The organism is Eubacterium sp. AM05-23, from assembly GCF_003477535.1.
GTDB classification, from domain to species: Bacteria; Bacillota; Clostridia; order Eubacteriales; family Eubacteriaceae; genus Eubacterium; species Eubacterium maltosivorans.
The window spans coordinates 166,030-192,488 of the sequence record NZ_QUDF01000005.1 but is presented as its reverse complement, the minus strand read 5'-3'; the positions used below and the strand labels follow the sequence as shown (position 1 = coordinate 192,488).

Sequence of the window (26,459 nt, the reverse complement as noted above, 5' to 3'; positions counted from 1 at the left end):
ATGTTAAGAGTCGTAACTATAAAATTATGATAAAAAGTCCTATTCAGGACTTTTTTTGTTATACTTTTTAAGTATTGGCATAAAACGTTTCACAAAGGTTCCTTTACCACGGCCTTTAATATAGAACAAACCAAAGATTGAAAAAACGACCGCGCCGATAAAGTTAACAAAGAGATCAGACATGGTGTCAATTAAACCAATGTCGATATAGCCGCCATAATTCCACGTTTGTCCGTTGACAATCATACTTTCGATTGGGATGGTCACCGCAACATTTTTGCCTTCAGGATTAAAAATCACCGAACTGATGCTGTGGATAATGGTATCTTTCTGCATATCGGTATGAAAAAACCAATCTGCTGCAAATTCAAAAAATTCCCAGAGAACGCCGATCGTCATTGAAAAACAGAAAGCAAAGACTGCCACAAAAACCGGGGAAAGGCTGAGACTGAAATTCTCATTTTCGTTAAGAATATCAATGAGTGAAAAACCAATTGCCGCCATCAGAAAACCGTTAATGGTGTGCAACATTGCGTCCCAATGGTCAAAAATGAGGTAGTATTCCTGGATTTCGCCAAGAATTTCAGCCGAAAAGATAAAAAGAAGAATAATAACCTCGAGAGTAGTAGGCATTTTGATATGCAGTTCTTTATCGATAAAGGAAGGAATCATAAATAAAATCAGTGTAAACACACATAAAAACACATTATCCCAGTTTTCATTTACAATCTGAGCAATCATTACAACAATGACCATGGCTCTCAAGAGCAGGTACAGCAGAAACTTTCCTTTATTTTCCCGAATATTTTTAACCGATTTTTCTTTTGATGTCTTGTCCTTTTTCACTAGGTACTCCTTTTGGGGCTTTAATGGTAGCATTATATCACAAATGAGCAGAAAGCAATATTTATTTATTCTATTTCCAAAGAAAAAATCTGTTCCCAAAAATCTTGACAAAGAGGGCAAAGTAGACAATACAGAAATTTTTGAAGCCGCCTGTGAGTTCTACGCGACTGAATCGCTCCGTAAGACCCAGATTTTCAATGAGCCTGGTATGCCCGCGATTGATAAGCTTAATTATTTTATACAGTATCTTTTTGACTATACTCTGAAGCATAAGGAGTTTGAGAGCAATTATCATGAAAACAGTGAAATAAGAGCCAGCCGAATTGATAAGGTGGCGGCTAAAATGGTGGAAAATCTGATTCCGATTATGGAAGAGGGGATTCGTGAGGGTACATTTCATTGCGAAAATCTACAGACGACTGCGAGATTTATCGTTTTTGGTATGCTGCATACCTTTCATGATGAGATTCCTGAAAAGAATATTGAAGCTTACATACAACATTTTGTTATCTTTATTCGAAAAATACTGATTTTCTTGACAATCAAAACAGACTGGGTTGTTCTGAAAGTGAATGAATTCACTCGAATACAAAATCTATGTCAAATTATTCAGCAGGGGAAAACTATCTGAAAGCTATTCTGATTCTCCACAGCTTCATTAAAGATTTATAAATGATGCCTGGATTTATCATTTATAACGTAGTTCATGACGCCAGTTTTCTGAATGGCTGCTACCAGAACAGCTCCCAGGACCACACCGCCGATACAGCTGATGAAAAAAGGTATCACGTAGGCAAACAGAGCAGCCTCTTTGCCCATGACCATGGTCGCAATTGGGTAAGCCGCAAGAGCGCCAAGGATACTGGTACCAAAAAGCTCACCAAGATAAGTGAATGACAGCTTTTGAGTATAACGAAAAACCAATCCGCAGAGAAGAGCGCCGCACATGCTTCCAGGAAAGGCCAGAAGGCTGCCGGTTCCAAGCATTAGCCGTATAAGACTGGTGATAAAAGCCATAGAAAAGCCATAAAAAGGGCCGAGAAAAACGGCTGAGAGAATATTAACCATATGTTGAACTGGAAAACAGCGGGCCGATCCCAAAGGAATGCTGAAGGGCGAACAGACCACCCCTGTGGCAATAAGAATACCGGCCATTGTTAATTTTCGTGTATGATTTTTTTCCATGCCAGAAGCCTCCAGAAAAATAAAAATGGGATACGCCTACGCTGCGTACCCCATAAAATATTATGCTGTCCCTACGTTGGCATTATCCAAATCAGGTTGTGAGTCGAAGCGACAAAGCCTCCTCTCAGCCTGCTGCAGCAAGCTCCCCATATGATTCTGTTTTTATTATAGCTGTTTTTGAAATGATATTCAAGTCTGGCTGGCTTCTTCTGGTACATTTTTTGAGATTTCAAAATCTTTTTTAAGCATCTCTCCGACTTTGTGAATTTCAGTTTTTATGTGTTGCCATTGCTCTGGCGAAACACCTTTTAAGCTTAAGTACATGCTCAAATGAACGGCTACTGCTAGAAAATGCCGGTTCCTATCCATTATTTTTTCAAAGGCTTCATTTGGTATAAGCTTTTGCTCTTCTGCCAGGCTTTCCAGCTGCTTGCTGACCAGATGGAGGTTTAACAGGTTTTCATAAAGTAAGGGTCCAGTCTCCCGTTTTTCAGCAAGATTCCACAGATTATACAGAATAAACAAATCCGATTTAAAAAGGCTGGTGAGTTCATAGCGGAAAACATCCTGCTTGCGTGTTCTGAATATGAAAATTCCGCCAAGTACAGCGATGGACACACCGCCGATAACACAGAATACCCGGAATAATACCAGATCCATGACGCCCAGTTCGGGTAAAAACATAACGGCGGTCATTTGTGTGCTGATTATGGTGCTGACAATTGAACTTTTTATGGTTAGCATAAAGACCAGACCGACTGCAACGGTAAGCAGCAGGCGTATTGAGGCGGGAATATATTGTGTGACAAGAACGAAAAATATCATTCCCAGAATTGTACCGATCACCTTATAGGCAGCTTTTTTTAGTGTGTCACGAATATAAATGCTGGAAGATAAATATCCCATAAGCGGTATCCAGTAGCCGTGCCATTCATTGAGAGGAATACTAAACCAATGGGGAATATAGTGTGCTGTGACGGTACAAACTGTTACAATAACAGCTGTCTGGAGTGCGAAACGCATCTGAAAAAAATCAAGGCTGAACCGGCGGCGAAGTGTAAGGGATTTATACCTAAGCCCTTGTTTAATAGAAGTGTTCAGATCGCTGCTGTGACAATCATCCAGAAGCCGTTCCCTGAGAGATTCCAGAATCAGCAGAAGCTCTTGATTCAGCCGGCTATGGGTCAGCGAAGGCTTTTTTAAAAATGCCTGTAAATCGGCCGCCAATGCTTTGGGCTCTTCCGCAGCTTCCAGCCGTGCGCCTAAAACAGAAAACTGAATCTCATCAATGGCTGAAAGCGCTTTTTCAGAAGTGCCGATGGATTGTAGTACTTGCCCGAGCTGTTCAAGGCAGAGCATCAAACCATAGGTATATTTTTGACTGCCGTTCATCAGGCCCATTTGTCTGAAAACAGCTGGATAAATATCGCTGCTAAGCTCCAGCGATAGGGCATCAAGCTTTTTATCAACGGCTTCATCTTTAGATTTTCTTTTTTGTCCCAGCATTTTAAACCCTGCGCCAGCGCAGTTGAGCGCTTCTTTTACAATTGGATTAAAGGCGGGTTTTGAGGGATGTTTTTGCAGAATCAGACTCATTGTTATACAGATCGCCAGGCAGTAAAGGAGTGCTAAAATACGGATCGGAAGATCGGCCAGTGTTCTAGGGCTGATTTGTACAAGGATAAACGCCATACCGGGGATGTAGTAGTTTGTTTTCAAAAACTCATTGGCATCGGCATAGATCAGAAAAAAAATCAGGAAAAATCCTATAGTAATCAATGTAACAAAGTGCATGGAGACCAAAGTTCCTAAAATAGCATAGCCAACCAACCAGATGGAATCGAGCAGCATATTGACAACGGACAGACGGTTTTTAACCATCGTCTGGGTGTATAAAAGAAAAACAAGTGCGATAACTGCGTTGTTTCTTCCAAAGAGCAGAGTAACAGTTCCCATAAGAAATAAACCGAAGACAATGGCTGGTAATGTTTTGGGTAAGGCTTTAAAGAAATTTTTGATGGCTTTTAGAATTGAAATCACTCCTTAAGGTTTTTCTTTTTAGAATACCCCTTTGGAAAAAAATAAAGCAATAAAAAAACGATTCTGTCATTTTTCCAGAACCGTTTTTTTGCTTTAAAAGAAATTCATTATGAATCCCATAATCATACCCAGCAGACCACCAAGCCATATGATGGCATTCAATTCTTTTTTCATGATGCTTAAAATAATTTTTTCCATTTCCAGTACGTCAAATCCATTGATTTGATCTTCTACTAACTGGGGAATATCCAAAGCAGTGAGAGCCTTGGATAAATTATTTTCGACCAGATTGTGATAGGCCTTAAGCAGACTCTCCTTTACCTTTGGCACACTTGAGCCAAAACGCTCATAGAGTTCAGCCATGCTGTAATCCAATATTTCATGACTCTCGCGGTCTACCAGATTGCCAATCATCTCCTCGCCGCGCTCAAAAATCATGTTGTTGACAGTATCTCTGAGTTTTTCACGGATGCCGATCATGGTGTTATCGCTGACCATAAAAGAAAAAGCTGAAAATAACGAATTATTTTTGATTTCATCCATCGCAGCATCGGCAATCATATCGCCGACATCCATCTGGCATACCTTACGAAAAAGCAGCGCGGTTGCTTTTTCAGTGGTTGTATTCGCCAACGCTTCTGTTTTTTCTTCATCGGTATAGTGGATAATAATTTCGCGAATGGTCATTGGGCTGTCTTTGTAGGCTTCAATTTTATAATCGATGTAGCCATTGATTTTAGCATCCATTTCCGGTGACAGGAGTCCGCGGCTCAGAACCTCTTCATTTACAAGTGTAGAGCCAATGACGCCCCCCACAGATTTTGCGATTCGCGTTTTTTCTTTTGGAATGATCCCTGGCGTGAAGGGAAGAGTCCAACCTAAAATTTTGACAGGCTTCAGTGGCCGGAATAACATGCGTATGGCAATCCCGTTAGTGATAAGGCCAATAACGGCGCCGACCAAAGGGCCGATTAAAAAGTGTAGATCCAAAATGATCGCTCCTTTATAGAATGATTGGTTATTATAGTATTATAACGATGGCGCTTATAAATGTCCATCCTCAAGTTTAACTTAAAATCATTTAAATTTACATAAATATTTCAAAAAGGTATTGAATCTTCCGGCGTTTAGGGGTATACTGTGTATAAATTGAACATATAAAGATGATGACTGGGAAGAGTAAGTTAATCGAAGGTTACAGAGAGCAGGCATAGTGCTGAGATTGCCGCAGCCAATCCTTAACTGAAGACCGTCCCACGAGTTGGCTGTCAAATGCAGTACCGGAGCGCTGTCCGTTATCAGCATCAGAGTGGGTATACTATGTATGCCAATTTGGGTGGAACCGCGTGACGAACGTCCCATTGTCTATGACAATGGGACGTTTTTGATATTTCGTTCCATTTTAGAAAAATATTTATTTGATCAATCTAAACTTATCAATTTTATGGAGGTAATCTTATGAACATAACTTTAAAAGACGGTTCTGTTAAACAGTATGAACCTGGAATCACTGTTTATGATGTGGCGAAGGATATCAGTGAGGGTCTGGCGCGCAACACAATGGCCGGTGAATTAAATGGTGAGCTGGTAGATATCCGCAAGCCCATAACGGAAGACAGCACATTAAATTTATTGACCTTTGATTCTGAAGGCGGAAAGCACGCTTTCTGGCATTCCGCATCCCATCTCATGGCTCAGGCAATCAAACGGATATGGCCTGAAGCACAGTTAACCATTGGTCCAGCCATTGACAATGGTTTTTACTATGACATTGACTTAGAGCATACCTTGACACCTGAAGACCTTGAAAAGATCGAAAAGGAAATGAAAAAAATTGTTAAGGAAGCGCCCGAAATTGAGTATTACACCAAATCCAGAGAGGATGCGTTGAAATGGGCAGAGGCAGAGGGTGAGACCTATAAAACCGAGCTGATTAACAATCTCCCAGAGGACGCGGTTATTTCATTTTATGGACAGGGTGAATGGGCTGACCTGTGCGCTGGCCCACACATACGAAACGCATCTCAGATCAAGGCTTTTAAGCTTTTAAGTCTTGCTGGCGCTTACTGGCATGGCGACGCCAATAACAAGATGCTCCAGCGCGTCTATGGGATTGCCTTCCCTAAAAAGTCGGAGCTTGATGCGTATTTACAGCGCTTGGAAGAAGCTAAAAAACGTGACCACCGTAAGCTGGGCAAGGAGTTAGACCTTTTCTCAATGCATGAAGAGGGACCAGGCTTCCCGTTTTTCCATCCTAAGGGAATGGTTCTGCGAAATGAGCTTGAAAATTTCTGGCGTAGTGAGCACGCGAAAAAAGGCTATAAGGAAATCAAGACGCCGATTATGCTGAACGCTGATCTGTGGAGACGTTCAGGCCACTGGGACAACTATAAGGAAAATATGTATTTTACTGAAATAGATGGACAGGAGTTTGCTGTCAAGCCAATGAACTGCCCGGGCGGCATGCTTGTCTACAAAACGAGACAGCACAGCTACCGTGAGCTGCCACTGCGTATGGGTGAGCTGGGACAGGTACACCGCCATGAACTTCACGGTGCGCTCCACGGCCTCATGCGTGTCCGTACCTTTACTCAGGATGACGCGCACATTTTCTTGACAATGGATCAGGTAAAGGATGAAGTCATTGGAATCATCGACCTGGCTAATGAAATCTATGATATTTTTGGCTTTAAATATAAGGTTGAGCTCTCTACTAAACCTGAGAAAGCCATTGGTAATGATGAAGACTGGGAAGTTGCAACGGATGCGCTGCGCGAAGCATTGGAGGCCAAAGGGATGGATTATCAGCTGAACCCGGGAGACGGCGCATTCTATGGTCCTAAGATTGACTTCCATCTGGAAGACAGCATTGGCCGTACATGGCAGTGCGGTACGATTCAGTTAGATATGCAGATGCCGGAACGTTTCGATTTAACCTATGTTGGCAGCGATGGAGAAAAGCATCGCCCAGTTATCCTGCACCGTACCATTTTTGGCAGTATTGAACGTTTCCTCGGTATTTTAATCGAACACTTTGCCGGAAAATTTCCGCTTTGGCTGGCTCCGGTACAGGTACAATTGATTCCAGTATCCGATGCTCATGACGCTTTCACAAAAGAAGTAGCTTCAAAACTCGAAGAAGCAGGCATTCGCGTAGAAATTGACTTCAGGGATGAAAAGATTGGTTACCGTATTCGTGAAGCACAGATGCAGAAGATTCCGTATATGCTGGTCATTGGTGATAAGGAAGTTGAATCTGGACGTCTGAGTATCCGTAACCGTGATACCGGTGAACAGGAAACTTTAAAAATTGACGAGTTCAAGTATCGTCTTGCTCAGAACATCGCAAAAAAATCTTTGGTTCTGGATTAATTTTAAAAAGAGCTTGACAATTATTTATAGTTGCTATATACTAATTAAGCAAACAAAGCAGAGGTGTCCACTTCTCACCTGGTCTTCTAGCAAGGCGGGTTCATAGCAATTTAAGTAATTGATTGTTTAATGCAGGTGGACTATGTCTACCTGCATTTTTGTTTTAATAAATTCCTATAAATGGAGGTGTATTACTATAGCAAGAGAAGTTCAACACGAGATTAACGAGGAAATCCGTGATCGTGAAGTCCGCGTAATTGATGCAAACGGAGAAATGCTGGGCGTTATGCCGACAAAAGAAGCACAAAAAATGGCAGACGAAAAGAGTCTGGATCTCGTTAAGGTTTCTCCTAACGCGAAGCCGCCGGTCTGCAAAATTCTGGACTACGGTAAATTCCGTTATGAAGAAATGCGGCGTGTTAAAGAAGCAAAGAAAAACCAGAAAGCGGTTGTTATCAAAGAAATCCGTATGTCTGTACGGGTTGAGGAACACGACATCATGGTTAAAGTCAAAAACTGCATTAAGTTCTTAGAACAGGGCAATCGTGTCAAAGTATCCATCCGTTTCAGAGGCCGTGAGATGGCTTATACGGATCAGGGTAGGGGTGTTTTACTTGACTTCGCTGAACGTGTAACTGATTATGGTACGGTTGACAAGCCACCAAAAATGGAAGGCCGCAGCATGGTCATGTTCTTATCCCCTAAAAAGGATAAGTAAGCTAAGCCTATAATGGTATAACTTGTTATACTTCATTATATAAATAAAATAAAAAATAAGTTGACGAAGATAGGGAGGAGGAATCGACTATGCCAAAAATGAAATCCCATCGTGGTGCTGCTAAGCGCTTCAAAGTGAAAAAATCAGGTGTGATCAAACGCGCTAAGGCTTACAAAAGCCATATCTTAAATAAGAAAAGCCAGAAGAGAAAGAGAAATCTTAGAAAAGCTGGTTACTTAGTACCAAGTGACGCAAAAGTTGTCAAAAAAATGTTAATGAAATAATAGTGAGCAAGGAGGAAAATTTTAATGGCTAGAATTAAAAAAGGCGTTAATGCCAAAAAGAAGCATAAAAAAGTATTAAAACTTGCAAAAGGCTATTATGGTGCTAAAAGCAAGTTATACAGACCGGCGAACGAAGCAGTTATGCGTGCACTTCGTTCTTCTTACAGAGGTCGTAAAGAAAAGAAAAGAAATTTCAGAAGATTATGGATCACCCGTATCAATGCAGGTGCCCGTATGTATGGTTTAAGCTATAGCAAATTTATGTTTGGCCTGAAACAGGCTGGCGTTGAAATGGACCGTAAAATCTTAGCCGATTTAGCAATGAATGATATCAATGCATTCGCAAAATTAGTTGATGTTGCAAAAGCACATCAGGCTTAAGCTTTAACAACCAAGACAAAAAACTTCTCAGTCCTTGGGAAGTTTTTTTTATGTGATATTTTCACCATGTTGGGTAATAATCTCCTTTAGAAAGGCATTGATTGCAGCAAACGATCTTGCTTTTTTTTGACAGAATGGTACAATAGGTGAAAGCAAATAAAATATTTACTTGGAGCAGACAAATGATAAACATTGTTAAAAAAGGTGGGCGTATGGCTACCTTTATGCGGCACCGTTCTCCGGCCGAAATTCTGATGTTCGGCTTTGCAGCAGTAATATTTCTGGGGGCAGTGATTCTGAACCTGCCAGTCTCCAGTGCCTCCGGCCAAAGTCCGGGATTTTTGAACTGTTTATTTACGGCAACCTCCAGCGTATGTGTTACAGGACTGGTGGTTGTGGATACGGGGACCTACTGGTCGCTGTTTGGTCAGATTGTCATTATTCTTTTAATTCAAATCGGCGGTCTCGGCTTTATGTCTTTAATGACTATTTTTTTCGTACTGGCGGGTAAGCGCATTACGATTAAAAACCGTCTGCTCATCCAATCCTCAGTCAATTCAGACAGAGTACAGGGGGTTGTCAAATTTACTAAATACATCGTCTTTTCCTGTCTGGTGATCGAAGGCGTCGGCGCGCTGCTGCTGTCCTTTGTCTTTGTTCCAGATTATGGGTTGGGGAAAGGTATTTATTTTGGTATCTGGCATTCGATCTCTTCGTTCTGTAACGGCGGTTTTGATTTAATCGGCGGCTTTCAGAGCTTTACAGGATATGCTAATAACCTTCTGTTGAACTTTACTGTTTGTGCGCTTATCGTAATCGGTGGTCTGGGTTTTGCGGTTACCAGTGAAATTGTCAGCTACCGGACAACCAGACGACTGAGCATGCATTCTAAAATTGTTTTAAGCATTACCGCTATTTTGGTAGTCGGCGGCGCGGTGCTCTTTTATATTTTTGAGCACGCCAACCCCGAAACCATGGGGAACCTGCCGTGGTACGGGAAAATTTACGCGGCTTTTTATCAGTCTGTGACGCCTCGTACAGCCGGTTCCAACACCATTAGCCAGACAGGGCTTAATCCAGTTTCCAAGGTACTAACCATTGTGCTGATGTTTATCGGCGGTTCGCCAGGGTCAACGGCCGGTGGGGTTAAAACCACTGCTGTAGCCATGATGGCTATTACATTATTTACTGAACTGATGGGCAGAAAGGATGTCACCTGCTTTAAACGCCGCATTCCGGAGATCACCATTAAGCGGGCTGCCTGTGTTCTGACCATTGGTATTTCCATCATCATTGTCATTATTATGATTTTGATGGTCTGTGAACCTGGCGCAGACCCGATGGCTGTTACCTTTGAGGTGTTTTCAGCCTATTCTACCGTTGGACTTACCTGTGATTTAACACCGCACCTTCATGCGCTCAGCAAAGTTGCGCTGATTATTACAATGTTTATCGGTCGTGTGGGGCCGCTCACAATCGCTTATGTTATTACGAGAAAAGAAAGAAAAGAACTTGAGAATAAAGGCCAGTTCAAGCTGCCCGAAGGCAATGTCTTGATTGGTTAAAAGGAGCATAAATTGAAGGAAAAACAATTTGCTATTCTGGGGCTCGGCCGTTTCGGTGAAGCTCTTGCTATTACTCTGAGTGAGTTGGGGTCAAATGTGATCGTTGTTGATAAGAATGAGGAAAAGGTGCAGAATATTGCCAACTATGTCACCTACGCGGTTCAGGCCGACGTCTCAGATATTAATGCTCTGAAGTCCATTGGCTTAAAAAATGTGGATGCGGTGATTATCTCGATTACCTCTGATATCAACAGCAGCATTATGGGAGTTGTCAACGCGCAGGAGCTTGGAATTCAGGAAATTTATGGAAAAGCCAATAATGCGCAGCACGAAAAGGTTTTGCTCAAACTAGGCGTTAAAAAGGTCTTTTCACCAGAGCGCGATATGGGTGAACGTGTTGGTCACAGCCTTTATTCCGGCGATTTTATTGATGCACTGGAGCTGGACACAGACCATTCAATCGTTGAGATCGACGCCCTACATAAATGGGAAAACCAGGCTCTGGAGTCATTGGATATGCGTACAAAATATGGGCTTAATGTCATAGCGATCCGCTCTCAGGATCACTTGAATGTCTCTCCAGTGGCGACAGATGTCATCCGTACTGGTGATAAGCTGGTCGTAATAGGCGACAATGCGGATATTAATGATGTCACCCGCCTCTATCAGTCTGGAAACTAAGATGATGGCTGAAGAATTGATTACCTCCCGCCAAAATGCAACGGTTAAAAATGTTATCAAGCTGAAACAGAAAAAAAACAGAGACCGTGAAGGGCAGTTTGTCCTGGAAGGGACTAAGCTTTTTATGGAGGCTGAAGCCTGGAATGTGGCAATCACTGCGGTTTTTACAACGCCACAGTGGCTCGAGGGAGCTGGGAAGGCTGCAATGGAGGCATTCAAACGCGTGAAAGACAAGAGAACCCCGGTTTTCACGGTTGAGGCCAGCGTTTTTGAAGTCATGTCTTCCTTGAGAATGCCGGAAGGTGTTTTATGTACAGCACATAAATTTGACGCATCTGAAAAACTTTTTGAAAAAAAATGCAAAAAAAGCGGGAAAAATTATCCAACTTATGTTATATTAGATGATGTGCAAGATCCGGGCAATGTTGGAACCATCATACGAACAGCGGATGCAGCTGGCTTTGACGGTATTGTCTGCTCGTCAAAAACCGCAGATATCTACAATGAAAAAGTCCTGCGCGGAGCCATGGGATCGGTGTTTCACCTTCCGGTGCTTCAAGTCTGTGATCTTGAAAAGACGGTTCTTTTGCTTAAGGAGCAGGGTACGCGTATGATCGGAACCTCGCTTCAGGGAAAAACCGGTCTGTCTGATTCACTGACAGCGCAGACATCTGTTGGCGTTATCCTTGGCAACGAGTCAAAGGGAATGTCAAAGGGAATGGCGGATCTGTGCGACGAATTGTACAAACTGCCAATGTATGGACATGCTGAATCTTTAAATGTTTCGGTAGCTGCCGGTATCTTAATGTATGATATCGCAAGGACCATGCATGAGTAAAACAGAATAAGATAAAGACGATGATGGAGAAAGTAGGCGGCACGCCGCTCATTTACAGAGAAAAAACCCCGGCGGCTGAGAGGGTTTTAGTGAACAGTGCTGCTGAAGTTCCCTCCTGAGTTTTGACTGCCAAGGCACCTGGTGTTTGTAGTGGTCAACGTCAACGTGACGTTATACGTGAGAGGCCACGCCAACTGGGCGGCGGCAACAAAGGTGGTACCGCGGAATTTATTCGTCCTTTATGCAGTTTTGCATGAAGGGCTTTTTTAGTTTACAGCCGCGATCCGATAAAAATGTTATTATGAAGAAGGAGATAAAAATGCAAGAGGAATTAAATCGCATCAGAGAAAATTGTTTGGAAGATTTGAAAACTGTCAGCGATATGAAATCGCTCGATGACATCCGTGTAAAATATCTTGGTAAAAAAGGTGTTTTGACCGCGGCTTTAAAAGGAATGGGCAAGCTTTCAAAGGAAGAGCGCCCGGTTATTGGCAAGCTGGCTAATGAGGTTCGGGAAGAGATTGAAACCGGACTGGCCGGAAAAAAGGAAGCGTTGGAAACAGCAGAAATGATGGCTGCCATCGAAAAGGAAAAACTGGATGTCTCTCTGCCTGGCAAAAAACCATCAGAAGGCAACCTGCACCCTTTAAATATCATCATCAATGATCTGGAAGAAATCTTCCTGGGTATGGGCTTTTCCATTGCCGAAGGACCCGAAATCGAATGGTCTAAATATAATTTTGATTATCTTAACATGCCTCAGGAGCATTCAGCCAGAGATTTGCAGGAGACCTTCTATTACAATGATGAGGTGGTTTTAAGAACGCAGACTTCACCGGTTCAGGTGCGCGTTATGATGGATGAAAAGCCGCCACTGCGTGTTATCTCACCAGGACGCGTTTATCGAGCTGACGAAATCGATGCGACCCATTCACCGGTATTCCACCAGATGGAAGGTCTTGTCATTGACAAAGGTATCACAATGGCTGATTTAAAAGGAACCCTGGATATGTTTGCCAAAAAGCTTTTCGGTGAAAATGTTCAGACAAAATTCCGTCCTCACCAATTCTATTTCACCGAGCCCAGTGCGGAAATGGATGTAACCTGTTTTAAATGTGGGGGCGCAGGCTGTAAAGTGTGCGGCAATAGCGGCTGGATCGAGCTTTTAGGTTGTGGGATGGTGCATCCTAATGTACTGCGCCACTGCGGCATTGATCCAGAGGTTTACAGTGGATTTGCTTTCGGTATGGGCCTTGAACGAGTGGCCATGACCAAATACGGAATTAACGACTTACGTCTGCTTTTCGAAAACGACATGCGTTTTCTGACACAATTCAAATAGGAGGAGCCCCATATGTTAGTATCACTCAATTGGTTAAAAGAATATGTAAAAATCGAACAGGACCCCAAAACTTTCGGGGATATCCTGACAATGTCCGGTACAAAGGTAGAAACCATTGATCACGTTTCGGATGAGGTTTCCGGTGTCATCACTGGTAAAATTGTTAAAATTGAAAAACATCCTGACGCTGACAAGCTGGTTGTCTGCCAGATTGATGTGGCAGCTGCATCGCCATTAACTATCGTCACCAGCGCAACCAATGTTTTTGAGGGGGCAGTCGTCCCGGTTGCGGTTGAAAATTCAGTGGTAGCCGGCGGGCATAAAATGAGCCGTACTGATTTCCGGGGGATTATGTCTTATGGCATGATGTGCTCTGTGGAAGAACTGGGAATGAATACAGATCTGTTTACCCCTGAAATAAAAAATGGTATCTACATTCTGCCTGAAGATACTGAACTTGGCGTTGAGGTGCGTGAGCTGCTTTGGATTGACGACAATATCATTGAGGTGGAATTGACGGCCAATCGCGGAGACTGCCAGTCTATTTATGGAATTGCGCGTGAAGCTGCTGCAGCGCTTGATGAGCCAGTGGCCCCGGTTAAGCTCTACGATAAAAAAGAAACTAAAAATGAAATTGCGGATCATCTGAGCGTTAAGGTAGAAACTGAGCTGTGCCCGCGCTATGTGGCTAAAATGTTCAAGGTTAAAAAGATTGAGCCCTCTCCGCTTTGGATGCAGCTTAAACTTTTAAACAGCGGCGTCCGTCCGATTAACAATATTGTCGATGTGACAAACTATGTTATGTTAGAGCTTGGGCAGCCGCTTCATGCCTTTGACTACAAGAGCCTTAATTCTGATGAGATTGTGGTTAAAACCGGTAATAAAGAAAAGACGGTCGTCACACTGGATGACAAGGAACGTGATATTGATGAATCCATGATGATGATCACCAACGGAAAATATCCTGTGGCTGTCGCGGGGATTATGGGCGGCTTGAACTCAGAAATCACTGAAAACACCGAATATGTCGTCCTTGAATCCGCCTGCTTTGACAAAACCAGCATCCGCCTGACCTCCAAAAAGCTTGGCATGCGTACAGAAGCTTCTGGACGCTATGAAAAGGGAATCTATCCAGAGCTTGCCGAAACAGCTGCCCTGCGCGCAACTTATCTGTTTGATCTGATCGATGCCTGCGATGTTCTGGAGGGAATGATTGATGTTTACCACAAACCAGAAGAACCACACGAGGTTGCTGTGAATGTGGACTGGATCAACCGTTTTATCGGCATTAGCCTCTCTGAGGATGAAATTATCCGTATTTTTGAAAGACTGTTCCTGACTGTTGAAAACAAGGGAAACGGCGATCTGGTTGTTAAGGTGCCAGACTATAGGCAGGATCTTGAAATCCGAGAAGACCTGGCGGAAGAGGTGGCGCGAATTTATGGCTACAACAGGATTCCAAGCACCATTATGGGTGGCACCACCCTCGTTGGCGGAAAGAGTGTTAAACAGAAATATCAGGATATGCTTCAGAGTCTGCTGGTAGGTGCTGGATATTACCAGACGCTTACCACTTCTTTTACCAGTGTCAACCGTATCAACGCTTTAAATATGGACTGCGGTAATGATCTGGTTCCGCTCATCAATCCACTCGGTGAGGAAAACAGCATTATGCGCAACACACTGGTCGGACACCAGCTGGAAGTGGTGAGCTTAAACCATAACCGTAAAAATCCACAGGGCCGTTTCTTTGAGTTTGCCCAGACCTACCATAAAAACCCAAATGAAAATGAGTTGCCCATTGAGCGCAAGCACCTGGTCATTTCTTCCTATGGAAATACAGACTATTTCGACATTAAGGGTGTGGTTGAGCTGCTGCTCGATCGTTCTGGCATTGTGGGTTATGACTTTATCCTGGCGGGGCCTGATCTTTATCATCCGGGCAGAAAGGCTGAAATAAGAGTAGGGAATACGCTTGTCGGCCAGATAGGGGAGATTCATCCGATGGTTGTCAAAAACTATGATCTGCCGAAACGTACCTACGCCTGTGAACTGGACTTTGATCTGATGGCCGAATTACAGCAGGATGCCATTAAATTTGTTGAAATGCCCAAGTATCCTGGTTCCTCAAGAGATATCGCGCTTGTCCTGGATGAGGACGTGCCGGCTTCAAAAATTGAGGCGACCATCAAAGCCCATGATACAGGTATTATGGAAAATGTTGAGCTCTTTGATGTTTACCAGGGTGAACAGATCGAAAAGGGCAAAAAAAGCCTGGCCTATTCAATTTTATTCCGTCATCCCGAAAGAACATTAACAGACGATGATATCAATCCAGTAATGGACGAAATTTTATCTGATCTCAAAAATGGATTTAATGCCCAATTAAGGGATTAATATGGTATAATAGTAGTGTGTTAAGATCGCATAAAGATTTTGCGAATCGCGTTAAGATTATATAAAGATCTATTTACAGGAATTTACCGGGGCTGAAAAGCCCCGGTCTTAATGCACGAACTTTAAATACCAGGCAGCACCTTCGTCTGCCTTAGCAATAGAAGGGAAGAGAATTATGAATAAGAACGACTTAAACCGCAGTATTATAGCGCTTTGCCAGCTAAAGGGCATCGGCCGTAAAAAAGTGAAAACCATTTTAAAATCCGTTGATAACCCGGCGGACTACCATCTTTTAGAGCTGGTTGAAATCGGTATATCCTTAAATGTTTTTTCACGCAACAGTACAATCGGTACATTTTTAGACGCCAGAAAGCGCGCGGATGAAATTTTAAAGTGCTGCGAAGAAAATGACATCAAGATGATCAACTCTTATTCTGAGGATTTTCCAAAGGCATTGCTATTTGAAGATGGTCCAGATTTGATTTATTATAAAGGCGATCTGTCGCCTCTTACCAATATAAACAGAGCGGCTGTTATCGGTACCCGTGTACCATCCGATATTGGCTATCATTTTGCCTATAATTGCGGTAAAAGTCTGGCAGAACAGGGTTATACAGTTGTCAGCGGGCTGGCTCTTGGCTGTGACACTGCGGCGCATCTTGGCTGCCTGAAAGCCGGGGGAAAAACCGTTGCCTTTCTACCGTCAAATTTAATGACGATTACACCGCGCGAAAATATGGAGCTGGCAGAGCGTATCATAGCAGGGGGCGGCTGTATTATCAGTGAATTTTCGCCTTTGTCCACTTCCAATGCCTATATGTTTATTGAAAGAGACCGGCTTCAGGCAGCGGCTTCTAATTTTGTGCTGGTATCTGAATTTGCCCGAAACAGCGGAACGCTTCATACGCTGCATTTTGCACACACCTATGGGAAACCGATTTATGCTGATGATGCCATTGTCAATTCCGATGTCGATGGGTATGATGCTATGACAGAAGAGGGAATTACATATCAAGTTGGCAATATGGAAGAAATTAAGCAATTTATCCTTAAAAATCGACAATAATTGTAATATTTTAATATTTTATTTGAAATTTCTTACAAGATTACTTATAATGATAGAAAGAGAACTAATTAATTTTTATATACAGGAGGTAAGTTAATTGCCTGAAGAAAAAAAAGTTGTCGAACTTCGCATCTTAGAAAATGATTTTTCTGTAAAGGCTGGGGAAAGTGAGGATTATATCCGCGAAATCGCCACCTTTGTTAATGACGAACTGACAAAGGTCAAGGAACGCAATCCTTTCACCAACCATATCCGTATCGCAATTCTTGGCTGTATGAACATCACTGAGCTTCTATTTGAAGCTAAAAAGGATGTGATCATTGCGGAGCGTAAGCAGGAGGAGGAAGCCAATAATATCAATCTGGTAAAGGAAGAATTAAAGACTGCCGGCGAAGAAATCAATGAACTTAAAGAAAGTAAACTTCAGCTTGTCGAGGAAAAAGAACAGCTTCAGAAAGAAATTGAAGAAAAAAACGAGCTGCTCAACCAATACCGTGAACATCTGAAACAGGCTAAAATCGAAAGTGAATCGAATCGTAAGGCCATTCTTGATCTCCAAAACCAGCTGTTTGAAAGCCAGATTGAACTGGTTAAGGCAAATAAAAAAAATCCTGAAGAAATTGATCAGGATGTACTTCAGACAGATATGGAGCCAGAAGACTCGCCGAATCGTCCAGAATAATAAAATTAAAACCTCCAGTCCAGAGCTGGAGGTTTCTTTTTATGGTCTTACATTTTGCGGAGAAGTCCGGTTACACGGCCCATGATCTGAACCTCGGTATCCTTGAGCTCTCTCGGTTCAAAATTCGGGTTTTGAGGCTTCAGGATAATGATATCCTGATCACGGTAGAAGGTTTTAACGGTTGCCTCTTCATTTTCGAGTAAAAAAGCAACGACAATATCACCGTCGTTGGCAGTATTCTGCTTTTTGACGATAATATCATCTCCGTCTAAAATTCCCGCGTTGATCATACTGGTACCCTTAACCCGCAGCAAAAAGTGCTCACCGGTGCCGACAAAACTAAGGGGAAGAGGAACCTGATCCATGATATCCTCGGTTGCCAGAATAGGATCACCGGCGGTAATTTTACCCAGCAGAGGAAGTGTGACCATCTCACGGTCGGTCTGAAAATGTTCAAGACCGTCCTCGTCACCCTTGTTAATAACATCAATGGCACGCGTTTTTAGCGATGTTCGTCGAATATAAGAACGTTGTTCAAGCGTTTTAAGGTGAGAGTGCACTGACGATGTGGATTTAAAGCCCACAGCCTCGCATATTTCACGGACAGAAGGCGGATACCCACATTCTCTTGTCTGTTTTTTTATAAATTCTAAAATTTGTTTTTGTTTTTCGGTTAAATCTTCGTACATTTTTTGATACCCCCAAGTTTGTTGGGTTTATTATAACATAAAAGAAAACAAAAGTAAACATTTGTTCTTGAAAAATGAAGCCATGTTTGTTTATTTTTTATGGCCAGGATTTCGTTTGGCGAGAGGATTCTGATAGATCGCCTCACGGACATCATCCACCTCAATATGTGTGTAAATTTCTGTGGTAGAAATGCTCTCATGACCCAAGACTTTCTGGAGCGTACGAATGTCTACCTGTCCGTATTTATGCATGAGTGTGGCCGCAGTGTGGCGGAGCTTATGAACAGAAATTTTATCTGCATTCAGTCCAGCTTTTAAAACATATTTTTTTACCATGGACTGTACCGTACGGTTGGAAAGAGGCGTCTTTCGTTTGCTTAAAAAGACATAGGAAACCTCGGTATCCTCAGGCCGTACCGCCATATAGGCCTCCAGTGTCTCCACACAGGCGTCGTTGAGTCTTATATTCCGCTCTTTGTTCCCCTTACCTACAATATGGATTGTTTCCTCCTGGATATCCTCGATTTTAAGGTTGGTTAACTCGGAAAGTCGAATTCCGCAGTTTAAAAACAGAGTGATGATCGCCAGGTCGCGCTCATAAAATTCACCGTCAACGGCATTTAAAAGGCTTAAAGCTTCGTCGAGTGTAAGATAGACTGGATCTCGGGACTTAACCTTGGGGATTTCCAGGCGTTGTGTCGGATCGTCCATTTTAGTGTCGATGACCGTTGTCAGATAGTGGTACAAATTTTTAATGGCCGCAGTTTTTCTTTTTCGAGTTGAATCAATGTTGCTGCGTTTGGAAGTAGAGTAACTCAGAAAAGCGTAAATATCCGGAAGCGTGACCTGTTTAATGATTTTCAGATCGACATCGTCTATGGCAATGGTGTCAAATTCGCCTTCTGGATCAGCCATCTGAAACCGAACCTTTAAAAAACGGAAAAACTGCATCAGGTCATTTCGGTATGAAATTAATGTGTTTGGTGAAAATCCTCGAATAGAGAGCAGATAATCGTCAAGCTCATCGAGGAGGGCATTGTGTTTGAGGTCCATTTATAATATTCCTTTCAATCGCTATAATTGCGTATAACGTAGGTTATACGCAATTATAGCAAAAAAAATAACAAATATCAAGTTTTTTATTACTCTTTCATTTTAACAGACTGTCTTACGGATACTTAAAAAGCACGGCACAATTCTGCGCCGTGCTTTTTAAACTTGTAATTAATGCTTCCATGGTCTGGCTGTTTCGAGCTCTGACCAGTATTTTCCATGCTGATGATGCTGATGATTTTGTTCTGTGACTGCACTAAACTCTTTTCAACTCACCTTCTATTATCTGCCGATTCAGTCCTCCTGCGACAGAAACATGGTTTCCAAAATATGAATCCCTGTTTTTGTTTTAAACAGGCGGTCACGTATGCTTTCGATTTGAGAAGGCTTCATGACATCCTCATAGATATTGACCAGAAAATCAGCTTCGATAAGCACCTGGTAATCGATGGCCTGAATACTGCCGTAGGTATGATGGTTAGCGATCAGGAAGCTGACGCGTTCCATGATTTCATCAGATACGCTATATTTTTTTAACAGGAGACGGGCCAACGGAGGACCTTCAATCTCCTGGTAATTTCCGGCACTGGAGCCATGTTTTTTCACACTTGGTTTGATACCTATGTCATGTAAAACAGCGGCAATTTCGAGGGTATCTCGCGTTCTTTCATCTAAACCCTCCTGTTCTGCGATGATTTTCGCAAAGGCATAAACCTTTAAAAAGTGTTGAACACGGCGGGGATTTCCTTTTTCATATTCAATCATTTCGCTTATTAAATTATTCAAGATGTCTTTCATTTTTATGCACGTCCTCCTTTATATAAGCATTTTACCATGTATCTTAAAGTCTACCGCTGACCAGCTCCATTGTCAATGAAGCAAAAACAGGAGTGCAGGGAAAAAATTGACAAAAAAAGAAAGGCCGGAGCCCTCTTTTTCTTAATAATGCTTCACTAATTTATTTTTTAAAGGCATTGGCATAACCTTAATAATGCCAAAAACCACGGAAAAGCAAATAACCTTATCCAGCAAATCTGTAATAATCTGAGTTGAAAAGACAGAGGTGACAATATTGAAGCCAGAATTTTTCAGAACAGCTACAATAAAGCTGGAGCCTGAGGAGGTTACGCCGTTGAACACAAAGGCAACAATAACAGACGACATGACTGAGACAAACAGGGTTACCAGCACGATCGCCAGCACAGATTTTAAGCCTTCAAAACGGCCATTTTTAAAAAGCAGCCCTGTTGATACACCAGCCACTACCTGCACGGGTAAAAAGTAAAGAGAAACCGGATCGATGGTCGCGCCATTTATCAACGCGGTTAGCCCGCCGACGACTGCGCCTGCTGCCGGCCCCAGGAGCACTGCGGAAAGCAGTGTCCCGATAGAATCCAGATAAACTGGGAGTTTTAGCACAAGCGCGACAAAGCAGCCTACAAAATTTAAGCCGACAGCCATGGCCATAAAAACAAGCATATTGGTGGTAAGTTTCTTCATGACAGCCACCGTCTATTCGCAGCCGTATTTCTCATTGGATAAAACCGCTGTGATATCTGATTGATGCTCAGGAAAAAGGCGTGTCATAAACATTTCCATAAAAGCTCTGGCGTGTACCTGGGTAAGGACAAAGCAGTTCGGCTCCTTTTTGTAAATGCCGCCCACATCGACCATGCTCATCCCAATGGCCTTACCCTCTGTGACAACATCGACATAGTAAGCTCTGCCTGAGCAGATGGAGGGATTAATAAAATAAGCGATGGCCAAAGGGTCATTGATGACGCAGCCTAAGGTGCGCTCCTGTTCCCAGTGAAAATCCAGATAGAATCGGGTGATATCAACAATACAATCCGCAACCGGATCGTTAAACCGACGCAGCAGCTCGATATAATTTGGGGTCAGAACCACTTCGCGGGTGACGTCCAGTCCAACCATGGTGATGGGGCAAGCAAGCTGGTTTAGGACCATTTCAGCCGCGTCCGGGTCAGCCCAGAAATTAAACTCAGCCACCGGCGAGCAGTTGCCGTGGCTCTTGAAAGCGCCGCCCATTAAAACAAGCTCCTCCATCCGGCTAAGTGTGTCCTTATCTTTCTGTAAGGCCAGGGCAATATTGGTTAATGGGCCAATGGCCAAAACAGAGACACGCTCTTCAGTCTTTAGCGTATTTAAGATGAAATCGACAGCGCCCTCATGATAGCGGACATCTTCAATTCTTTCAAATTTAACACCCCCCAGGCCATCCTCGCCGTGTGTTTCCTCCGCGACGACCATATCCCTCAAAAGTGGCTGTGCCGCACCAAGATATACCGGGATATCCAGACGGTTCATCACCTTTAAAATATGGAGTGCATTTTCAGCGCATTGATAGGCATTGATATTACCGGATACAATAGTGATGCCCAAAATTTCCAATTCCGGGGAACGGCATGCCAGCATAATCGCCAGAGCATCGTCAATCCCCGGATCGCAGTCAATAATTACTTTTCGTTTTGTCATGGTATTTCTCTCCTTGGTTAAGTTCAACCAGCGGATAAACGCAAAAAGAGCGCACGTGTAACCGTACGCCCTTTATAACGCTCTTTCCTTAGTTTTTTATAGAGGGATGGTTACGAACCTCTCCGTCTTAATTAAAACGGTCATATGTGCAAAACAGCTTGTTTTGCAGACGGTATACCCGTCCTTGTCTTATGGATACTATAGCATATTTAATAAGTTTTTGCAACCTTCTTAAGCCAGACGCTCCTCAATGAGCCTGGCCAGATCTGTGGCAATGCGGTTAAGCTCAGACTGATCTTTGCCCTCGATCATGACGCGAACCAATGGTTCAGTGCCGGATGGGCGGATTAAAACACGTCCCTGGCCGTCAAAATGCTTTTCAACCTCGGAGATCCGCTTCTGGATCACTTCGTCAGTCAGATAGTCGTTTTTAGTCTGGTTGGTCACTTTTGCATTCACAAGCACCTGCGGATAGGAGGTCATTAAAGACGAAAGCTCTGCCGCGGTGCGGGTTTCTTCTTTTAAGATCGTTAAAAGCGAGACCGCTGTTAAAAGACCGTCGCCCGTGGTATTATGATCCAGTAAGATGACATGGCCGGATTGTTCCCCGCCCAGATTATAGCCTTTTTTCAGCATTTCTTCCAGAACATAGCGGTCGCCGACATTCGTCTTAACACTTTTGCAGCCACAATCCTTCAGAGCGATATCGAGGCCGATATTACTCATAACGGTTACCACGACCGTATCCTTGTTCAGCCGGCCCTCCTGTTTCAGCTTTGCGCCAACCAGATGAAGGATCTTATCACCGTCGATAATACGGCCTTCATTGTCAACCGCCAGACAACGGTCAGCATCACCGTCAAAAGCAATTCCGATGTCTGCTTTTTCCAAAAGGACATGCTCGCTCAGCTTGTCAAGACAGGTAGAGCCATATCCGTCGTTGATGTTTTTGCCGTCTGGTTCATGCCCGATCACAACCACATCGGCGCCGGCATCGATAAAAAACTTCGGTGCAATACGGTAGGATGCGCCGTTTGCGCAGTCCAGCACCATACGGATACCGGAAAAATCACAGGAGAATCCTTTTGTAATGTGATCAACATAGATTTTTTCAGGCTGGTCAAGGGTCTCAACTGAGCCGTCGGACCGGTCATTGATTTCAAGCTGGTCGATGATACATTTTTCAATCTGATTTTCTACATTATCAGAGAGCTTATAGCCCGCGCCGTTGAAAAATTTAATCCCGTTAAATTGATAAGGATTGTGTGATGCGGAGATGACAATCCCGGCATCTGCGTTGATCTCGCGGGCAATGACCGCGACAGCGGGTGTTGGTATAACGCCTGCCAGTACAACCTTACCCCCGACTGAGATAATACCGTCTGTCAGCGCTTTTTCAAGAGGATCACCCGAAATACGGGTGTCCTTCCCAATAACAATTTTAGGATTATGGCTGCCTTCTGATAATATATACGCGCCATAACGTCCAAGCTGATATGCTAATTCTGTGGTTAACTCTTCACCAAAGACACCACGAACACCATCAGTACCAAAAAATTTTCCCATTTTTTAACCTCTATTTCATAAATCAAATAAATCAAATTCTATTATAGCTTTAAAACAGAAATAAATCAATTTATTTAAAGGATTTTATCATTTTTTACTTATATTCGATTGTTCCTCCGCCTAAGAGTATATCGCCATCATAAAAGACCGCCGCCTGTCCTGGCATGGGCGCCCGAACAGCTTCCTCGCACTCCAGATAACCTCTGCGGTTATCTGTCAGGCAAAGTGTTCCCTGGTACAGGTAGCCCCAGCGGCAGATTTTAAATTGGATTTTTCCTGAGTATAAGCTACCGTCAATAAAATGAAGCTCTTTTAAAAAGATTCTTTTTTGATAAAGCTCCGATTCCTCGCCAAGAATGACCTCGTTGGATTTTGGGCGCAGAGCTGTAACCACGTATTTTTTTCCGCAAATTACCGGAACACCATGTTTCTGCCCAACCGTATAGTGATAAAAGCCGTTGTGGCTGCCAAGAATTTTACCAAAGCGATCCCGAAAACGCCCCTCGGTCATCAAAGGTGTTTCTTTTTTTATAAATCGTGCATAATTTCCGTCCGGGATAAAGCAGATTCCCTGGCTTTCTTCAGATTTCGGAAGCACTATTCCCTGCCCCTCCAGAAAAGCACGCACCGCGTCTTTTGACTGAAAAGTGCTCAAGGGAAAAATCAGCCGGTTCAGGAACGCCTGATTAAGGGTATAGAGATAATAGCTCTGATCCTTTCTGGAATCCTGGCTGGTCTTAATCCGGACAAGCCCCTGGCTTTTTTCAAGCCTTAAGTAATGGCCGGTCGCTATGAAATCAGCCTCTTTTTTGTTGGCATAGTCCATCAGCCCTCTGAATTTCATCACCGCGTCACAAAGGATACAGGGGTTAGGTGTGTAACCTCTGAGATACTCGTTTATAAATGGGGTTATCACCCTCTCCCTGAATGCATGCTGCCGGTTGATACATTCATGCTGGATACCGATTTTTTCTGCCAGAGCGCCGGCTTTTTTGAGCAGTACTTCATTTCCAAAAAAATCAAAGGTTACGCCCAAAACCTCGTAACCTTTATTTTTTAGAATCAGAGCAGCGGCAGCACTGTCTGCGCCGCCGCTGAACCCCACAATTACTTTTTTATTTTTCATTTATCTTTTACAGTTTGTCAAATGTGTTGTTTTTTTCAAAATAAATTGTTTCTTGGTCTCAAAAGATTTTTCTTCAAGCGTCATATTGACAGAAAAGTTTTCAAGGTCTGTTTCCTGATTATCTGCAATAATGCGGATAAAGGCTTCGGTCATCCAGGGATTACAGACGAGCACTGGACCAAGAGTGTTTGTAAAAACCGCATTTTTGATCTGGACCCCCTCATTGGTATCCCTTCCGTTATTGCCGTATCCATATTTCAGAGCTCCAAAGGGCTCATCATCGCCAGTCAGCTTGAAATCGGCCATCTGAATCTGATTTCCGATGATTTCCATTTGCGCGCCATTCAGATTACAGCTGAAATAGAGGTCGTCACCGTAGACTGCTTTGTTTTCAACGGTCTCCACATCAATGATGCCCAGACCCTTTACAACGCTGCCATCATCTCTCCTGATTTCGTTACCCCAGAGGGCGATGCTGGTTCCTGTGACAAGCATGGGACGGCCTGCTTGAATAAAGCCGCGGAGCGAAAGCTCATAGGGCTCCAGAAAATCAACGATAGATGAAAAAGAAGCGATCTCTCCCGGTGAACAGAATAAGAAGTCATAATCGATTGGGGTAAAATCTTCGGTATCAAAATCAATTTTTTCAATTTTTACCTCAAAGCCTGCGGCTTCGCCCATACGTTTTAGAGCCAGAACGTTTCCGCGGTCACCGTGGAGGTAAAGGGAATCGGGAAACATCCACCCGATCTTTAATGTTTTTTCATTCATTTAATTGCCCTCCTCGATGTATTTTTTCATTTTATTAAAGGTTTCAAGCCATGTGATCAAATAAACGTTTGAAGTATCTGCCTTTTCAATTTCTTCAAAGATCGTTTTGATATCATCGGTCTCCTTGATAGCAATTTTTGATGGTTCAACCCCTTCGTAAATCAACCGGTTAGCGGTATCATAGCAGACATTTTGAGAGAAACAAAAATATTTTTCAACATTTGATTCTGCAAGCGGTCTGAAGTCGCAGTCAAAGCTGTAAAAGGTGTTGGTATAGAATGGGATAAAATCCGATACTGCATAGAAGCCAAAGCAGACCATTTTGGCTTGCTGATCAGAAGCCATGATGTTTAAAGCGCTCTGAAGCGTATCCGGGTTTTCCTGCTTGATGCGCATATACTTAATGGTTTTATCCTTGTAGTGAAGCACTTCAAAACGGCCGCCGATGTTTTTAAAGGATTTAAAAGCCGGGACTGCGTCCTTGACGGAGACGCCTGCAAAGCGTTCACAAAGCGCCAGAGCGCCGCTGTAGTTGTACAGCATAAATGGCAGATCATAAGGCATATTAAAGGTCTCATCCTCAACCGTGAAAGTCTTGTTTTCAAAGTCAATATCCTTTACGGCATAATGTGGCGCCGCTTCACTAGAATAGCCGCAGTTTGTGCAGGTAAACGGACCGACGCTGTCGATGGTATAGTAGTCAAAATCAATTTTATGATAGCATTTTGGGCATGCACAGGTCGGATAAGTTTCGTCCTTTTCGAAGGATTCAGAATGTTTTTCCACGCCGAAATAGGTGACGTGGTCAGTAAAGCGTTCAAAGGATTTTGTCCGCGGCTCTTCATTATTTAAATATAAATGCATTTTAGGATTCATAAAAGAGGTGAGCTTGCGATAGATAAAATCCGGATCGCCGTTGCGCTGAACCTGGTCCTTCTGCAGATTAGTGATCAACATGTTTTCTGCCGGAAGCTGATCATAGATGAGGGGTAAATAACGCTCATCTGTTTCAAAGACAAAATAATCCGCCTTGAGCTTCCCGGTCATCGTCGATTCTTTTGCCAGAATGGTCGCGATACCGGGCAGTAAATTGGCGCCCTCCAGGTTCGATACAACGGTTTTCCCGTTTTCTCTTAAAATGTGGGTCACCAGATTGGTGGTGCTTGATTTACCATTGGTTCCTGTAATAAAAACAACCTTGGAATAGTCGATCCCCTTGAAATGCTCGACCATTCTCGGGTCTACCTTTAAGGCCTTCTCACCGGAAAGGTTAGATCCTCTCCCCTTGCTGACAAGATTGATGAGGCCGTTAATGGCTTTAGCGTACCATAACGCCAAATAAAACTTCATACTTGTTCCTC

Annotated in this window: 26 protein-coding genes, 2 riboswitches and 3 other annotated features; of the genes, 12 read left to right on the top strand and 14 right to left on the bottom strand. The window is 43.1% G+C overall.

Annotated elements, in window-relative coordinates; translation table 11 throughout:
• Nucleotides 1-39: 39 nt before the first annotated feature.
• Complete coding sequence (locus DW091_RS08485; protein ID WP_118517936.1) at nucleotides 40-846, bottom strand: hypothetical protein; 807 nt, start codon at nucleotides 844-846, stop codon at nucleotides 40-42.
• Between the two features lie 43 nt (nucleotides 847-889).
• Between DW091_RS08485 and DW091_RS08480 the strand changes: the two genes are divergently transcribed.
• Entirely contained in the window at nucleotides 890-1,477 is a 588-nt protein-coding gene (locus tag DW091_RS08480; RefSeq protein ID WP_118517935.1) for a hypothetical protein, read from the top strand.
• Nucleotides 1,478-1,512: 35 nt separating this feature from the next.
• Here DW091_RS08480 and thiW read toward each other — a convergent pair whose 3' ends face one another.
• The 3 genes from thiW to DW091_RS08465 form a co-directional block, all read right to left on the bottom strand.
• Nucleotides 1,513-2,031: an energy coupling factor transporter S component ThiW gene (gene thiW, locus DW091_RS08475; protein WP_118517934.1), complete on the bottom strand. Its 519-nt coding sequence runs from the start codon at nucleotides 2,029-2,031 to the stop codon at nucleotides 1,513-1,515.
• Nucleotides 2,032-2,082: 51 nt separating this feature from the next.
• Nucleotides 2,083-2,190: riboswitch (TPP riboswitch) on the bottom strand.
• Nucleotides 2,191-2,220: 30 nt separating this feature from the next.
• Nucleotides 2,221-3,987: an FUSC family protein gene (locus DW091_RS08470; RefSeq protein ID WP_147365282.1), complete on the bottom strand. Its 1,767-nt coding sequence runs from the start codon at nucleotides 3,985-3,987 to the stop codon at nucleotides 2,221-2,223.
• 177 nt (nucleotides 3,988-4,164) lie between these two features.
• Nucleotides 4,165-5,061: a DUF445 family protein gene (locus DW091_RS08465; protein ID WP_118517932.1), complete on the bottom strand. Its 897-nt coding sequence runs from the start codon at nucleotides 5,059-5,061 to the stop codon at nucleotides 4,165-4,167.
• Nucleotides 5,062-5,228: 167 nt separating this feature from the next.
• Nucleotides 5,229-5,435 (top strand) — a binding site (T-box leader).
• Between the two features lie 94 nt (nucleotides 5,436-5,529).
• Here DW091_RS08465 and thrS point away from each other — a divergent pair.
• The 11 genes from thrS to zapA all read left to right on the top strand — a co-directional run bounded on the left by thrS (nucleotide 5,530) and on the right by zapA (nucleotide 17,397).
• The gene (gene thrS / locus DW091_RS08460) at nucleotides 5,530-7,443 is read left to right on the top strand and encodes a threonine--tRNA ligase (protein ID WP_074616847.1); all 1,914 of its coding nucleotides are present in this window, start codon (nucleotides 5,530-5,532) and stop codon (nucleotides 7,441-7,443) included.
• Nucleotides 7,444-7,492: 49 nt separating this feature from the next.
• Nucleotides 7,493-7,611 (top strand) — a sequence feature (ribosomal protein L20 leader region).
• Nucleotides 7,586-8,161: a translation initiation factor IF-3 gene (gene infC / locus DW091_RS08455; RefSeq protein ID WP_052237152.1), complete on the top strand. Its 576-nt coding sequence runs from the start codon at nucleotides 7,586-7,588 to the stop codon at nucleotides 8,159-8,161. Its footprint overlaps the feature before it by 26 nt.
• A gap of 89 nt (nucleotides 8,162-8,250) precedes the next feature.
• On the top strand, nucleotides 8,251-8,445 hold the full coding sequence (gene rpmI / locus DW091_RS08450; protein ID WP_013380523.1) for a 50S ribosomal protein L35: 195 nt from the start codon (nucleotides 8,251-8,253) through the stop codon (nucleotides 8,443-8,445).
• 24 nt (nucleotides 8,446-8,469) lie between these two features.
• On the top strand, nucleotides 8,470-8,826 hold the full coding sequence (gene rplT, locus DW091_RS08445) for a 50S ribosomal protein L20 (protein ID WP_013380522.1): 357 nt from the start codon (nucleotides 8,470-8,472) through the stop codon (nucleotides 8,824-8,826).
• Between the two features lie 182 nt (nucleotides 8,827-9,008).
• On the top strand, nucleotides 9,009-10,391 hold the full coding sequence (locus tag DW091_RS08440; RefSeq protein ID WP_083337054.1) for a TrkH family potassium uptake protein: 1,383 nt from the start codon (nucleotides 9,009-9,011) through the stop codon (nucleotides 10,389-10,391).
• A gap of 12 nt (nucleotides 10,392-10,403) precedes the next feature.
• The gene (locus DW091_RS08435) at nucleotides 10,404-11,072 is read left to right on the top strand and encodes a TrkA family potassium uptake protein (RefSeq protein ID WP_058694586.1); all 669 of its coding nucleotides are present in this window, start codon (nucleotides 10,404-10,406) and stop codon (nucleotides 11,070-11,072) included.
• On the top strand, nucleotides 11,026-11,910 hold the full coding sequence (locus DW091_RS08430) for an RNA methyltransferase (protein ID WP_082669286.1): 885 nt from the start codon (nucleotides 11,026-11,028) through the stop codon (nucleotides 11,908-11,910). Before DW091_RS08435 ends, DW091_RS08430 begins: the two co-directional genes overlap by 47 nt.
• An 11-nt stretch (nucleotides 11,911-11,921) precedes the next feature.
• Nucleotides 11,922-12,153, top strand: a binding site (T-box leader).
• A gap of 76 nt (nucleotides 12,154-12,229) precedes the next feature.
• Nucleotides 12,230-13,252, top strand: coding sequence for a phenylalanine--tRNA ligase subunit alpha (pheS, locus tag DW091_RS08425; RefSeq protein ID WP_096919868.1), 1,023 nt, complete (start codon nucleotides 12,230-12,232; stop codon nucleotides 13,250-13,252).
• A 12-nt stretch (nucleotides 13,253-13,264) separates the two neighbouring features.
• On the top strand, nucleotides 13,265-15,649 hold the full coding sequence (gene pheT / locus DW091_RS08420) for a phenylalanine--tRNA ligase subunit beta (RefSeq protein WP_118517931.1): 2,385 nt from the start codon (nucleotides 13,265-13,267) through the stop codon (nucleotides 15,647-15,649).
• Nucleotides 15,650-15,824: 175 nt separating this feature from the next.
• Complete coding sequence (locus DW091_RS08415; protein WP_058694590.1) at nucleotides 15,825-16,715, top strand: DNA-processing protein DprA; 891 nt, start codon at nucleotides 15,825-15,827, stop codon at nucleotides 16,713-16,715.
• Between the two features lie 97 nt (nucleotides 16,716-16,812).
• Nucleotides 16,813-17,397, top strand: a complete 585-nt coding sequence (zapA, locus tag DW091_RS08410; protein WP_224168769.1) for a cell division protein ZapA — start codon at nucleotides 16,813-16,815, stop codon at nucleotides 17,395-17,397.
• Between the two features lie 47 nt (nucleotides 17,398-17,444).
• Here the strand turns inward: zapA and lexA are convergent, their stop codons facing one another.
• The 10 genes from lexA to DW091_RS08365 all read right to left on the bottom strand — a co-directional run bounded on the left by lexA (nucleotide 17,445) and on the right by DW091_RS08365 (nucleotide 26,448).
• A complete protein-coding gene (lexA, locus tag DW091_RS08405) occupies nucleotides 17,445-18,086 on the bottom strand; it encodes a transcriptional repressor LexA (RefSeq protein ID WP_058694591.1) in 642 nt (213 codons plus the stop codon).
• 90 nt (nucleotides 18,087-18,176) lie between these two features.
• Entirely contained in the window at nucleotides 18,177-19,139 is a 963-nt protein-coding gene (locus DW091_RS08400; RefSeq protein ID WP_058694592.1) for a tyrosine-type recombinase/integrase, read from the bottom strand.
• Between the two features lie 125 nt (nucleotides 19,140-19,264).
• Nucleotides 19,265-19,396, bottom strand: coding sequence for a hypothetical protein (locus DW091_RS20695; RefSeq protein WP_263422109.1), 132 nt, complete (start codon nucleotides 19,394-19,396; stop codon nucleotides 19,265-19,267).
• Nucleotides 19,397-19,433: 37 nt separating this feature from the next.
• Nucleotides 19,434-19,937: an HD domain-containing protein gene (locus DW091_RS08395; protein ID WP_058694593.1), complete on the bottom strand. Its 504-nt coding sequence runs from the start codon at nucleotides 19,935-19,937 to the stop codon at nucleotides 19,434-19,436.
• 141 nt (nucleotides 19,938-20,078) lie between these two features.
• Nucleotides 20,079-20,639: an ECF transporter S component gene (locus DW091_RS08390; RefSeq protein WP_074616850.1), complete on the bottom strand. Its 561-nt coding sequence runs from the start codon at nucleotides 20,637-20,639 to the stop codon at nucleotides 20,079-20,081.
• A 12-nt stretch (nucleotides 20,640-20,651) separates the two neighbouring features.
• On the bottom strand, nucleotides 20,652-21,635 hold the full coding sequence (locus tag DW091_RS08385) for a nucleoside hydrolase (protein ID WP_118517930.1): 984 nt from the start codon (nucleotides 21,633-21,635) through the stop codon (nucleotides 20,652-20,654).
• A gap of 82 nt (nucleotides 21,636-21,717) precedes the next feature.
• Nucleotides 21,718-21,762: riboswitch (PreQ1 riboswitch) on the bottom strand.
• A 104-nt stretch (nucleotides 21,763-21,866) separates the two neighbouring features.
• Nucleotides 21,867-23,201 carry a phosphoglucosamine mutase gene (gene glmM / locus DW091_RS08380; RefSeq protein WP_074616851.1) on the bottom strand — a complete coding sequence of 445 codons (1,335 nt, stop codon included), beginning with the start codon at nucleotides 23,199-23,201 and terminating at the stop codon, nucleotides 21,867-21,869.
• A 94-nt stretch (nucleotides 23,202-23,295) separates the two neighbouring features.
• A complete protein-coding gene (gene mnmA, locus DW091_RS08375) occupies nucleotides 23,296-24,327 on the bottom strand; it encodes a tRNA 2-thiouridine(34) synthase MnmA (protein ID WP_118517929.1) in 1,032 nt (343 codons plus the stop codon).
• On the bottom strand, nucleotides 24,328-25,098 hold the full coding sequence (locus DW091_RS08370) for a cobalamin biosynthesis protein CobQ (protein ID WP_118517928.1): 771 nt from the start codon (nucleotides 25,096-25,098) through the stop codon (nucleotides 24,328-24,330). It abuts the gene before it with no gap.
• Entirely contained in the window at nucleotides 25,099-26,448 is a 1,350-nt protein-coding gene (locus DW091_RS08365) for a Mur ligase family protein (RefSeq protein ID WP_118517927.1), read from the bottom strand.
• Between the last annotated feature and the right edge of the window lie 11 nt (nucleotides 26,449-26,459).